We start from the raw sequence: 12,659 nt of genomic DNA, 5'->3' as shown, positions 1-12,659 counted from the left end.
GGAGCCCCGGACCCGGCTTCGAGTGACGGTTAAACTAACCCTCGTTAAATCTCGCTACAAGCCCTTGTTTCCCACGAGTTTCAAACTGCACGACTCGCACACGAGTGAGAGCCGACCGCGCTCGGCGCCCTCGGGGCCCCTTCGCCAGAGGTCAGCCCTTGTCCAGGAAGCGCCGCAGTCGGGTCAGCGGCCAGGTGTTGATCACGTCGTCCTTGGTCAGCCAGCCGCGCTGTGCCGTGCCCACGCCGTAGCGCAGGTTGGCGAGGTGGATCACGGCGTGGGCATCGCTGTCGACGGCGAACTTCACGCCGTGCCGCCTGGCCCGCAGGATGTCCTCGTCGCGCAGGTCGAGCCGGTCCGGATGGGAGTTGATCTCCAGGGCCGTGCCGGTGCGGGCGCAGGCGGCGAACACCGCGTCCAAGTCCGCGTCGATGCCGGGGCGCTTGCCAATGATGCGGGTGGTGGGGTGGCCGATGATGTTCACGTGCGGGTTCTCGCAGGCCCGCACGAACCGCCGGGTCAGCGCCTCGCGCCCCTGGTTGAAGTGCGAGTGCACCGAGGCCACGCACAGGTCGAAGCCGGCGAGGAACTCCGGCGGCCAGTCCACGTCGCCGTCGGGGCCGATGTTCAGCTCCGCGCCGTGCAGCACCCGCATGCCGGCCCGCTTTCCGCGCTTGCCGACCTGTCCGTCGAGTTCGCGGACGCGTTCGCGCTGGGCCAGGATCCGTTCGTCGGTCATCCGCTGCATGGCCATGTCGGGGCCGTGGTCGGTGACCGCGTAGTAGGCGTAACCGCGCTCGGCGGCCGCGGCGACCATCTCCTCCAGCGGGGCGAGACCGTCGGTGAGGTCGGTGTGGGTGTGCAGATCGCCCCGGATGTCCTGCTCCTGGACCAGTTCGGGCAGCTCGCCGCGCAGCCCGGCCGCGATCTCGCCCCGGTCCTCGCGCAGGGTGGGCGGGATCCACGGCAGGCCGAGCCGGGCGTACACGTCCTCCTCGGTCTCGGAGACGATCTTCTTGCCGGTCTCGGTGTCGAAGAGCCCGTACTCGGAGAGCTTGAGCTTCTTGTGGACGGCGAGCTCGCGGGTGCGGATGTTGTGCGCCTTCGAGCCGGTGAAGTACTGCATCGCCGCGCCCCAGGAGTCCGGCGGCACGACCCGCAGGTCGACCTGGAGGCCCTTGCTGGTGCGGATCGACGTCTTCTTCTCGCCGTGCGCGATGACCTCCGAGACGTACGGCAGCTCGGTGAAGGCCCGCATCACGGGCTCGGGCTTCTTCGCCGCGACGAGGACGTCGATGTCGCCGATGGTCTCGCGCACGCGGCGCAGCGATCCGGCGTAGGAGCAGCGCTTGCAGCCGGTGACCTGCGACATCTCGGCGACGATGTCCTCGGCGAGGCTCATGGCGACGTCGATCAGGACGCGGTCGCCGGAGGACTGCAGCAGGCCGATGCCGTGCAGGATGTTCTCCTCCGTCTTCGGCCCGAAGCCCTTCAGGTCGCGCAGGCGTTCCTCGTGGATGGCGTCGGCGAGTTCCTCGGTGGTGGAGATGCCCAGCTCCTGGTAGATGACCAGGGCCTTCTTCGGGCCGAGCGTGGGAATGGCGGTGAGCTGCCGGACGCCGGCGGGGATCTTCGCCCGTAGCTCCTCGATGGCGGACACGCTGCCGCTGGAGAAGTACTCGACGACCTTCTCGGCGATCGACTTGCCGACGTTGGGGATCTCTTTCAGACCTTTGACGTCGAGTGTGGACACGTCGGCATGGTGGCCGCCGATCGCCCGGGCGGCCTTCTCGTAGACGCGCGCCTTGAACGCGTCTCCTCCGGTGATCGAGATCAGGTCCGCGTACTCCTGGAGCAGCGCGGCGACCTCGTCGTTGGGACGGGCCACACCTCCAGGGTAGGCAAGGTGGGGCAGGGCGGCTCGGTGCCGGAACCCGATCGGGCGAGCCGCCCGTTCCGCTAGGCGTCGCCGGGCAGGCGGGAATTTGACGACAGGGCCTAGTGGCCCAGGGGCGTGGGTGGCGTGGCCGTGGTGTCGTACACGGGGGTGGTCGGGAGCGGAGGGTGTGCGGTGGCCGCCCGCTCCTTGGTCAGGGCGTGCGTGATCCTGAGGGCCAGGAGGGGGTCGGCGGGCAGGGTGTGCGCGGCGAACCAGCGGGCGGCCGAGGGGTCGGGGGACGGTTCGACGAACTCGGCGCCCGCGTAGTCGTCGAGCGGCGGGTCGTAGACGTATCCGGCGACCACGCCGTGGTTCACCAGGCGTTCGAGCAGGGCGTCGCGGTGGTGGACGAGGAGCGGGACCCGGAAGAGGGGCGGCGGGCCGTCACCCGCCCGGTCGCGCAGGGCCGGGGTGGCCCAGGTGGTGCCCGACAGCAGTGCGACACCGGCCCTGCGGCGGGCGAGGTCGCCGTCGAGCAGGGCCATCCGCAGCTCCAACTGCCCCCGGACCAGGGCCCCGTGACGGGTGCGGAAGCCGTGCAGGTCGACCCGTACCCAGGGCTCGTACGCGGCCAGGCTCGGCGCGTGGCGTGCGCTGCCGGCGAGGCGGGGCGCGTGCAGGGCCATGCGGAAGTCGTCCCGCTCCAGCAGCCGCAGGCGCTGCATCGTGCGCCACACGGGACGCACCAGGTGGAGCGAGCGAACGGCGGACCGGGCCAGCGGGCGCAGTGCGGTGGCCAGGTCGGCGCGCAGGCGGCGCGGGGTCAGCAGATCGTCGCGCAGCAGCTCCAGCTCCCGCCGGGTGCGCGCGTCGTCGACGGCCAGGAAACCGCCGGCCATTCCCGCCACGTGCTTGGACAGGCTGAACGCCGCCGCCTTGCCGAAGGTGCCGATCGGCTGCCCGTCGACATGGGTGCCGATGGCGTGCGCCGCGTCCTCGATCAGCGGGATCCCCAACTCGTCGCAGTGGCGGCGCAGTTCGACGACCCGGTCCGGCATGCCGTACAGGTTCGTGGTCAGGACGGCGTCCACGTTGCGCCAGGTGGACTCCGGTACGGCGGCCGGGTCGATGTTGCCGTCCCACTGGGACACGGGGGCTTGCACGGGGCGCAGTCCGGCGGCGAGGACGACGAAGAGGATCACGTCGTCGTTCACCGGGGACATCAGCACCCGTGCGCCCGGCCGGCACCAGCGCCGCAGCGCCAGGTACAGGGCGAGTCGGGCCGAGGGCGTGTAGACGCATTCGCGTCCGATGCGCCGTGTCATCATCGCGGCGAGCCGCGATCCGTACGGCATGGTCACCTCTTCTGTGGAAGGGCACGAGAAAGGGTCGCCCGAGGCAGGCGGGCGGGCGCGCTCGCGGGCGTCGATCGAGGCCGCCGAGCGGAAGGTCGAAGACCGCGAGGGCCGTGGATGCGGCGCCGACGCGTGACGAGTGGCGAAAGCGGACCCCGCTCAGCGGGCCCGAGCTCCTCCCACGCCCGGCAGATGGGTCGGGCTCGAGGTACGCAAGGTGCCGACGGTCTTCAGCAGCCGGTCGGCGGGCTCGCGCAGCCTGGGGTGGGCCAGCACCGTGTTCCGCAGGCCGCGCACGGGTCTGCGCCACATCCGGTGGGCCGCCGCCACCGGGTGCGCGCGCGTCGCGAACCCTTCGGCCACCCGCAGCTCACGGGTCTTGAGCCAGTCCTTGTACTCCTTCTCGCCGCGCCCCATGTCCATGAGCGTCACGCCGTCCCGGCCCGCGGCGTCGGCCATCCGCAGATGCATCATCAGGCCGGGCGAGTAATAGCCGAACTCGGGGTCGTACGCGGTGAACCAGGCCGCGAACACCGTGCGCGACCTCGGCCCGAAGTGCGCGGCGACCGGCCGGTCACCGGCGTACACCACGGACAGGATGCCGGTGAAGTGTTCCTCGCGGACCTGGAAGAGGTGCTCGACGAGGTCGACGATCCACGACCTGGAGAACCGGTCCATCCGCCCCGTCCTGCGGTACTGGGCGGACTTCCACCGCATGAGGGTGCGCAGCACCCGCGGGTCGCGCTCGTCGTGGACGAACCGCACCTCCCCCACGTTCCGGCCCAGGCGGCGCTCCTTCTTCAGCGTCGTCTTGGCGAGTCCGGGGTACGCGGCGCGCAACCACTGCGCATAGTCGCCCTCGCCGGGCTTCAGGTCGAGCACGGGAGAGGCGAACGTGCCCGTGACGCACGGGCCGAACGGCTTCTGCTCCGCGACGAGGTGATCGAACTCGAAGACGGACAGTGCGCAGGCCCGCAGCAGCTCCCGGGTGTCCCAGGTGACGCCCGGACGGTGCACGAGGGCCTGGCAGTCGGAGAGGCCGAGACCGATGGCCCGCCCCACTCCGAAGGCGGTGCGCTCGTACGGGAGGAAGCCGACGGCCTCCCCGCCCTCGTGCAGCACCGCCACCCGCGCCCCGCCCCGGTACCTGCCGACTCCGATCGCGAACTCCGGCGCCAGGAAAGGGTTGGCGTACTCGGGCGACTCGTCCATCGCCCGGTGCCACGACCGGCGCAGCGACTCGCCCAGCTCCTCGGGTCTGTGAATCGTGATGGCGCTCTTGGACCGCACAGCGACCACTCCCCCCAAAAGTCCCCCCAGGACGCATTTTTAGCGCCTCGCCGCAATGTCCCCCATGTCGAACTTTGCGGCGAACTTTACGGCGAGGCTCAAACGTCGCGAAACAGTACGCACGCTGTCAAGGCGCCTGCGGGAACCTTTAGCTGTGCTTGGTGCGCACCCGGCCAACCGACAACGCATGCTCAGCGGATCGCCACGACGACGTGGCTGGCGCCGTACTGCCAGACGACTCCGGTGTGCCCGAACCCCGCCTGCCGCAGCAGCCGTTGATGCGCGGACACCGACAGGCGCGCCGCGCTGTCCGCCGTACCGCTCTGCGGCTGTCGGCGGCCGCGTTCGGCGAGGAGGTCGGTCAGCTCGGGATCCTTCGCGACGGCCGTCCACCAGGAGGCCCAGTCCTCGTGGGCGAAGGCCTGCCCGCGTTCGGCGTGGCGGCGGCCGACGCATCCGGTGAGTTCGGCGAGCCGGGCGTCGTCGTGCGGGAAGTGGTCACCGTTGACGAGGACGCCGCCGGGCCGCAGCAGCGCCGCCAGCTGCCGGTAGACGCGGTACAGGGCGTCCACGCCCAGATAGTGCAGGGCCGTCGTCGACACGGCCGCGTCGAGCGGGCGGTCCAGCCGCAGGGCCGTCGTCCAGCCCTCCGCACCGATCACCACGTCCACGTAGCGGGCCGCGTCCGCGTGGTGGGTGCGGGCCAGTTCCAGCAGCAGCGGATCCATGTCCACGCCCACGATGTCCGCGTGCGGCAGCCGCCGGGCCAGCCGGGCCGCCAGCGATCCGGGACCGCAGCCGAGGTCGACGACCAGCGGCCTGGCCGGGCCGCCCGCCACGGTCTGCTCGACCACGTCGCCGATCACCGTGAAACGCTCCTCGCGGTCCACGGCGTACCGCTGCTGCTGGCGTTCCCAGCGCTCCACCCATCGCTCCGCCGTCGCCAGGCTCAGCCCCATCCGGTCGTGCCACCTCGCCGTCTCGCACCTACTCGTACCGTCGGCGCCCGACACTACAAGATGGAAACGGTTCCCATTACCCCTCATGGCGGTACGTCACCCGAGGGTGGCAAGGACGGCCAGCAGCCGGTCGACCTCCTCGGCGGTGTTGTAGACGTGCAGGCTCACCCGCACCGACCCGGTCCGCTCTCCCGCGCTGCCCTGGCAGTGCTGGTCGGAGCGGACCATGAAGCCGTGACTGAAGAGGATGAAGCCCAGGTCACCGGAGTCGACGGCACGGTGGCGGAAGGTGACGATGCCCTGGCGCTGCTGAACGGACGAGTCAGCGGCCAGGCTGGTCCGGCAGCCAAGGATCTCGTAGGCGTCGAGGTGACGCAGTCCGTCGGTGAGCCGGGCCGCCAGGGCGACCGTCCACTGCTCGATCCGGTCGGTACCGGCGGCGTCCAGCCAGTCCAGGGCGGTGGCGAGGGAGACGATGCCGACCGTGTTGGGGGTTCCGGACCAGCCGCCCGGCGTGAACTGCGGGCCGCGCGCCTGGCGGGCCCAGACGGCTCCCGTGCCGGGCAGCGCCAGGGCCTTGTGCCCGGAGAAGACGACGAAGTCGACGTCCAGGTCGGCCACGGACACGGGCAGATGGCCGATGCTCTGGGCGGCGTCCAGGCAGATGACCGCGTCCGGGCCGACCGCCCGGCGGATGCGGTGGATGTTCATGTTGCCGCCGTACACGTGGTGGACGTGACTGGCGGCGACGAACCGGGTGCGCGGACCGGCCAGTTCCGTGAGCGCGGTGTGGTCGTAGTCGCCGGACGCCTGCTGGTACGGCATCGGCCGGACGCGGATGTGGACGCCCTGCCGCGCCAGCTGCCGTTGGGTCTCCAGCCAGGGCGCGATATTGGCCTCGTGGTCGGCGACCGGGACGACGATCTCGTCGCCGTCGGTGAGGAGTTGGGGCAGCCAGTCGCGGGCGATGCCGCGCAGCCCTTCGGTGGCACCGCTGGTGAAGTGCACGGCCGAGCGCGTCGGGGCGGGGTCGCCCAGGAACCGCCGGACCCGGTCGCGGGTCTGCTCGACCAGGGACGTGGTCCGGTTGGCCCAGGTGTAGGTGCCGCGTCCCGCGTTGGCGTTGGTCGTGGTGAGGTAGGTGTGGACGGTGTCGAGTACGGCCTGCGGTTTCTGGGCGGTGGCGGCGCTGTCCAGGTAGGCCAGCTCCGGGTGTGCGGTGATGATCGGGAACTGGGCGCGCAGAGCGCGCTGCCAGTCCGCCAACTCCTCGATGCCGACGGGGCCTTGGGTGATGTGGGTCCTGGATACGGTCATGGGATCAGTCCCGTACGAGCGGTGCGCCCGCGTCACGCCAGGCGATGACGCCGCCGGTGAGACTGCGGACGTCCGGGTGCCCCATCCGGGTCAGCAGGGCGGCGTAGCGGGCGGACTTCTCGCCGACCGGGCAGGCCAGAAGGACCGGGCGGTTGCGGCTGAACGGCAGCCCGCCGTGCAGGAGTTCCTCGAAGAGCTCGTCGACGATGTTGACCGAGCCGTCTATGTGCAGGGCGGCGTAGGCGTAGGGGCTGCGCAGGTCGACGACGAGCGGTTCTCCGGTGGCGATCCACGCCTGGGCGTCGGCGACACCGATGGCCGGCGCCGTGCGTATCTCGGCCTCCGACAGGTCCGCCGGGGAGTTCCTGCGGCGGGGGCGGCCGAAGAGGTCGGGGCGCCGCTGACGGACGTAGCCGAGGTAGCTCTCGACGCGGTCGCAGACTATGAAGACCGCCGACTGCCGCTCGGCAGGTTCTTCTTCGGCCAACTCCTGTTCGGCGGCGCGTAGTTGGCGTACGGCTCCGAAGTAGGCGGCCCCTCCGGTGGGGCCGGCCAGGATGCCGCAGCGGCGGTTGAGGGTCAGCATTCCCTCGATCGCCTCGTCAGCGCTGACGGTCTCGATGGTGTCGTAGGTACCGGGGTCGAACAGCCCCACCTCGTGCGCCTCGTCGATGGTGCGGATGCCGGGGATGAAGTCGGACTTGGCCGCGACGAGGCCGGCGACCCGTACGGCGGGGTCGTGTTCGCGCAGGGCGCGGGCGACGCCGGTGGAGGAGCCGGCGGTGCCCACGCAGGCGATGAACCAGTCCGGGGCCCGGCCGTCGAGGTCCTTGACGATCTCCGGTCCGGTGCCGGTGAAGTGGGCCTCGGTGTTGCGCGGGTTGAAGTACTGGTCGGTGTGCAGATAGGTGCCGTCGGGCTCGGAGAGGGTGCGGTGGAACAGGGTGAGCGGGTCGTCGGTGGCGGTCGGGTCCAGGCACTCGCTCTGGCCGGGGAGTTCCTCGATCTCCGCGCCGAGCAGCAGGAGCAGGTCCTTGATCTCCGGGATGCGCATCCGGTTGGTGACGCTCTTGAAGGTCAAGCCGTGCATGCCGGCGAGGACGGCGAGGGCCTTGGCGGTGTTGCCGCTGGACAGCTCGACGACCTGGCCGCCCTCCTCGGCCGCTCCGGACAGGTGTGGTCGCGCCATGTTCCAGGCGGCCCGGTCCTTGACCGATCCGAAGGGGTTGAGCAGCTCCAGCTTGGCGTACAGGTCGATGTGCCTGAGGCCGTGCACGGCCGGGTCGATGCGCACCAGCGGTGTGTTGCCGATGGCCTCGGTGATGCTGTCGTACCTCACTGCGCTCCCCCCACGGGTGTGGTCGGCCAATACTGGTCGTCCAGGCACCAGCGCCATGTGTCGCCCTCCTGCCAGGCGGCGACCTTGCGCGCGGAGGGCTGGTGCTGGGCACGGGTGGCGTGGAAGTCCATGCAGTAGCCGGCCGTGTTGGCGAACGCCAGCAGGTCGCCCGGTTCGGGGCGGCGCGGCAGGAAGACGGTGCGGCGGGTGATCAGGTCGGACTCCAGGCAGAGGCTGCCGAAGAGATGCACGGCGACCGGTTCGGTGCCGGCGTCAGGGCCGGCCCCTGTGCCTGGTCCTGCTGCTGCTCCTGCTGCTGCCGGGTACCGTGGGACGACGACGGGGTCCATGAGCACCCCGTGCTCCTCCAGCGCCACGTCGTCGGCCTTGGCCGCCAGCCGTACGAGAAGGGGTCCGTCGGCCTCCCTCTCGCGCACCTCCAGCACCTTCGTCAGGGTCAGTCCGCACTGGTCGAGGAGTGCTCGGCCGGGTTCGGTGTGCAGGTCGTACAGGTGCTCCAGGAGCAGGGCGGCCAGTGGGCGGCCGCCCAGGGACGCGGCCGGGCGGGAGAGCAGTTCGTCGAGGTAGCGGGCTCCGGCGACGGGGCGGTGGGCGGGGTACAGGCCGAGGGTGCCGCGCAGGGTGCCGGCCTCGTTGCGCAGTCCGTAGCCGTGGCCGCCGTACGTCAGAGGTGGGCGGGTGCCCAGCACGGCTTGGGTGAGTTCGGTCGTGTACCGCTCCCACTGTCCGCCGTGCGCAAGGTAGTCGACGCCGAACCCGCCGCCGATGTCCACGGCCCTGGGCCTGAGCCCGCGGCTGCGGCACTCCTCCAGCACCCGTAGACAGCCCTCCAGAGCCGTGGCCTTCTCGGTGAGGCTCGTCGTGTCCAGGTGGTAGGCCACGCCGACCAGGTCGACCACGTCGGCGTGCCGCTCCACGGCCTCCAGGAGAGAGTCCAACTCCCCTACCCGGGTGCCGAATCGGCTTCGCCGGCTCAGCACCCGTACGCCGGACGCCTCGAAGCCCGACAGCCGGAGCAGGATGCGGGCGCGGGGCAGCGCGTGTTTGCGTACCAGCGTGGCGAGTTGCTCCAGCTCGCCTCGCGTGTCGAGGCTGACGGTGACCGACGTACGGGCCGCCAGCCACAGGAATTCCGGGTTCTTCGGGCCGGTGGCGGTGATCCGGTCGGGGGTGAGGCCGGCGCCGAGGGCGTGCTGCAGCTCCTCCAGCGAGGCGACGTCCACACCGGCGTCCGTGGCGGCGAGCCGCCGCAGCAGGGCGCTGGACCGGTTGGCCTTGTGGGCGAAGTAGATCTGGCCGGACAGGTGGTGGGTGCCGTACACCGAGCGGAACTGCTGGATGTTGTCCGCGAGTTGGTCGGGGATCACCACGTTCAAGGGTGACCCGAGCGCGTCGGTCAGCGTGTGCAGCAGCTGCGTGGAGTGCAGCAACGAGCGCAATCGCGACTCCAGCCGCGGTTCGAGATACAGGGGCTGCCCGCCCATGCCTGGCCCTCCCCAGCACTCGGGCCCGACATCCCGGGCACTGCCGATCACTCCCCGCGGTTCGCCGTATAGCTCCTTTCCCTTCCTTCGAGTGGTTTACGCCCCGTACTTGCCGCAGTGGGCGGTACGTCAAGGGATGGCGGGAACCCATGGGGTGCATCACCCACCCTTTTGCTCAACTTCCTTCTCTCGTACCGTCATTGCGGAATTGAAATGACCATGACGATGGAAGAGGCTGCATGGGCAGAGGTCTGCTGTCACTGGTTCTCGCCGCGGTCACCGGAGCGGCGCTGCTCGCGGCGCCCGCGGCCGCCGCGCCGGCCCCGCCGTCCGGGTTGTCCGCGCCGCCCGGTCCGTCCGATGTCTACCGCCCGGTCCGTGGGCCGGCCGCCCCCGCGGAGTACCGCTACCTCCAGAAGACCCTGCCGGGCGAGTCGATGCCGCGCCACGCCCATGACCTCGCCGCGGCGCAGGCCCGCGCACTGCCGACCGTCGGCGGACGCTGGAAGGGCATCGGCCCCACCAACATCGGCGGACGGATCGTGTCCCTCGCGCTCGACCCCAAGCGCGCCGACACCCTGTACGCCGCGGCCGCGAGCGGCGGGTTGTGGCGCAGCACCGACGCCGGGGCGACCTTCCACTCGGTGTGGCCCGACAGCTGGACCCAGGCCATGGGCGCGGTGGCCGCCGCCCCCGACGGCACCCTGTACGTGGGCACCGGTGAGCCCAACCCGGGGGGCGGGAGCATCACTTACGAGGGGACGGGCCTGTACCGGAGCCGGGACGGCGGCAAGAGTTGGACGCCGATCGGGCTGCGCGACTCCGGCGCGATCAGCGCCATCACCGTCGACCCCGCCAACCCCCGCCGTATCTATGTCGCCGCGGCCGGCTCTCTGTACAACGGCGGTGGCGACCGGGGCATCTATCGCTCGGAGGACGGCGGCACCTCCTGGAAGCGGATCCTCACCGGCGCCAACGAGTTCACCGGGGCCACGGAGATCGTCATCGACGGCGACCGGCTCTACGCCGTGCTGTGGGACCACCGGCGCACACCCGAACTGCGGACGTACGGCGGTGTGGGCTCGGGCGTCTTCCGCAGCACGGACGACGGCACGACCTGGCAGCGGCTCGGCGGCGGACTGCCCGCCCAGGGCCCCGACGTGGGCCGCATCGGTCTGGCGGTGGCGGGCGAGAAGCTCTACGCGATCGCCAACAAGGCCAGTGGCCCCTTCGAGGGCTTCTACGCCTCCGCCGACGGCGGCGACAACTGGACCCGGACCCCTGCCAACGAGGACCTCACGGGCTCCCAGTCCAGCTTCGGCTGGTGGTTCGGCAAGGTGTGGATCGACCCGCGCGACAGCGAGCACGTCCATGTGGCCGGCGTCCCCCTGATGACCACGAAGGACGGCGGCGACACCTGGAGCGCCGACGACACGAGCCTGCACGTCGACCACCACGCCATGGTGTGGGACCCACGCCGTCCGGGCCGCGTGTACATCGGCAACGACGGAGGCGTCTACCGCTCCGACGCGAACGGCGACGGCGGCTGGGTCAAGTCCCGCCACCAGCCGTACACCCAGCTCTACAGCGCGGCGATCAGCCCGCAGGACGTCACCAGGATCTCGGGCGGCGCCCAGGACAACGGCTCCCTGCGCTCCTGGGGCGGAGAGCTGTTCAACGAGTACCTCGGCGGTGACGGCGAGGAGAACCTGATCAACCCGACCGACGTGAACAACGTCTTCGCCTGCTACCAGTACGGCAACTGCTTCAGCTCCACCGACGGCGGCGACACACTCACGTACTTCGCCGACCGGACGACGTACCAACGCCGCAACTGGTTCACCCCGGTGGTCTTCGATCCGCGCGACCCGAAGGTCCTCTACTACGGCTCGGAGGTGCTCAACCGCTCCACGGACGGGGGCGAGACGTGGCAGCCGGTCAGTCCGGACCTGACGGGTGGTCCGGGCCCCGACCCGATCTACACCAACTACGGCACGATCACGTCGATCGCCCCCGCGGGCGACGGACGCACCGTGTATGTGGGCACGGACGACGGCCGCGTCTGGGTCACCAGGGACCTCGGGGCGACCTGGACGAAGCTGGCCGAGGGACTGCCCTGGGTGACCCGGGTGGTCGTCGACCCGAAGAACCCCGACCGCGTCTGGACCACACACTCCGGCTACCGTTCGGGCTCCTCACTGCCTCATGTGTACGGCAGCACGGACGGCGGCCGGCACTGGCGGAACCTGTCGGGCAACCTCCCGGCGGCGCCCGTCAACGACCTGGTCGTCGCCCGCGGCGGCATCCTCTACATCGGCACCGACCAGGGCGTGTTCACCAGCGTCGCGGGCAGCGCCCACTGGCTGCGCCTCGGCCGGGGCATGCCGCAGGTCCCCGTCGACGACATCGAGTACGACCCGGGTCACCACCGCCTGGTGGCCGCGACGTTCGGCAGGGGCTTCTACGAACTGACGACGCTCTGACCGACGTTCCGGGCCCGGACCATCGGGCCCGGAACACCCGTTCCGTGGTGACGACAGTGCGTTTGACGCGCTCCCTCAGCCGCCCTGCCCTGCGATGTTGACCATCCAGGTGATGCCGAACCGGTCCGTACACATGCCGAAGACGTCGCCCCACATCTGCTTCTCCAGCGGCACGGTCACCGAGGCGCCGGCGGACAGCTTCTCCCAGTAGCCGCGCAGTTCGGCGTCGTCGTCGCCGCTCAGGCTCACGGAGATGTTGTTGCCGGGCCGGTGGTCGTCCGTCGGGGTGTCGGCACCCATCAGGGTGAAGTCGCTGGGGGTCTCCAGCATGCCGTGCATGATCTTGTCGGCCATCGGGGTGTCCTTCTGACCGAACTCGGCGTAGGTGTTGAGCACCAGGGTGCCGCCGAAGACTTCCTTGTAGAACTCCATCGCCTGCCGGGCGTCACCGGCGAAGGTGATGTAAGGGTTGAGACGCGAGGCCATGAATCCTCCAGGAATAGGGCCACAGGCCGACTTCAAGGAAGGTAGC

Annotated in this window: 9 protein-coding genes; 1 reads left to right on the top strand and 8 read right to left on the bottom strand. The window is 70.7% G+C overall.

From position 1 onward, the window contains the following. Positions 1 to 151: 151 nt before the first annotated feature. The 7 genes from polX to ACTMVF_RS17660 form a co-directional block, all read right to left on the bottom strand. Positions 152 to 1,888 carry a DNA polymerase/3'-5' exonuclease PolX gene (gene polX / locus ACTMVF_RS17690; RefSeq protein ID WP_441272001.1) on the bottom strand — a complete coding sequence of 579 codons (1,737 nt, stop codon included), beginning with the start codon at positions 1,886 to 1,888 and terminating at the stop codon, positions 152 to 154. Positions 1,889 to 1,998: 110 nt separating this feature from the next. Beyond that, positions 1,999 to 3,240, bottom strand: coding sequence for a DegT/DnrJ/EryC1/StrS family aminotransferase (locus ACTMVF_RS17685; RefSeq protein WP_441272000.1), 1,242 nt, complete (start codon positions 3,238 to 3,240; stop codon positions 1,999 to 2,001). 153 nt (positions 3,241 to 3,393) lie between these two features. Next, positions 3,394 to 4,524, bottom strand: coding sequence for a GNAT family N-acetyltransferase (locus tag ACTMVF_RS17680; protein ID WP_441271999.1), 1,131 nt, complete (start codon positions 4,522 to 4,524; stop codon positions 3,394 to 3,396). Positions 4,525 to 4,715: 191 nt separating this feature from the next. Then, a complete protein-coding gene (locus tag ACTMVF_RS17675) occupies positions 4,716 to 5,483 on the bottom strand; it encodes a class I SAM-dependent methyltransferase (RefSeq protein ID WP_441271998.1) in 768 nt (255 codons plus the stop codon). A gap of 96 nt (positions 5,484 to 5,579) precedes the next feature. Then, the gene (locus ACTMVF_RS17670; protein WP_441271997.1) at positions 5,580 to 6,800 is read right to left on the bottom strand and encodes an aminotransferase class V-fold PLP-dependent enzyme; all 1,221 of its coding nucleotides are present in this window, start codon (positions 6,798 to 6,800) and stop codon (positions 5,580 to 5,582) included. A 4-nt stretch (positions 6,801 to 6,804) separates the two neighbouring features. Continuing rightward, entirely contained in the window at positions 6,805 to 8,139 is a 1,335-nt protein-coding gene (locus tag ACTMVF_RS17665; RefSeq protein WP_441271996.1) for a pyridoxal-phosphate dependent enzyme, read from the bottom strand. After that, on the bottom strand, positions 8,136 to 9,644 hold the full coding sequence (locus ACTMVF_RS17660; protein WP_441271995.1) for a Y4yA family PLP-dependent enzyme: 1,509 nt from the start codon (positions 9,642 to 9,644) through the stop codon (positions 8,136 to 8,138). The genes ACTMVF_RS17665 and ACTMVF_RS17660 overlap by 4 nt, the downstream gene beginning before the upstream one ends. A gap of 239 nt (positions 9,645 to 9,883) precedes the next feature. On the opposite strand from ACTMVF_RS17660, the gene ACTMVF_RS17655 reads away from it, so the two are divergent. Beyond that, positions 9,884 to 12,127, top strand: a complete 2,244-nt coding sequence (locus ACTMVF_RS17655; protein ID WP_441271994.1) for a WD40/YVTN/BNR-like repeat-containing protein — start codon at positions 9,884 to 9,886, stop codon at positions 12,125 to 12,127. Between the two features lie 75 nt (positions 12,128 to 12,202). On the opposite strand, the gene ACTMVF_RS17650 is transcribed toward ACTMVF_RS17655, so the two are convergent. Further along, the gene (locus ACTMVF_RS17650; RefSeq protein ID WP_441271993.1) at positions 12,203 to 12,613 is read right to left on the bottom strand and encodes a VOC family protein; all 411 of its coding nucleotides are present in this window, start codon (positions 12,611 to 12,613) and stop codon (positions 12,203 to 12,205) included. Positions 12,614 to 12,659: the final 46 nt, after the last annotated feature.

Origin of the sequence: Streptomyces sp. SD31, assembly GCF_052068475.1 — a bacterium.
GTDB lineage: Bacteria > Actinomycetota > Actinomycetes > Streptomycetales > Streptomycetaceae > Streptomyces.
Note: the sequence above shows the minus strand (reverse complement) of the source record. Positions and strands in the feature narration are given on the sequence as shown.

Excerpts from the sequence above, each read along its gene's own strand:
- ACTMVF_RS17675 (WP_441271998.1), bottom strand. The coding sequence starts at position 5,483 with ATGGGGCTGAGCCTGGCGACGGCGGAGCGATGGGTGGAGCGCTGGGAA.
- ACTMVF_RS17670 (WP_441271997.1), bottom strand. The coding sequence starts at position 6,800 with ATGACCGTATCCAGGACCCACATCACCCAAGGCCCCGTCGGCATCGAG.
- ACTMVF_RS17660 (WP_441271995.1), bottom strand. The coding sequence starts at position 9,644 with ATGGGCGGGCAGCCCCTGTATCTCGAACCGCGGCTGGAGTCGCGATTG.
- ACTMVF_RS17655 (WP_441271994.1), top strand. The coding sequence starts at position 9,884 with ATGGGCAGAGGTCTGCTGTCACTGGTTCTCGCCGCGGTCACCGGAGCG.
- ACTMVF_RS17650 (WP_441271993.1), bottom strand. The coding sequence starts at position 12,613 with ATGGCCTCGCGTCTCAACCCTTACATCACCTTCGCCGGTGACGCCCGG.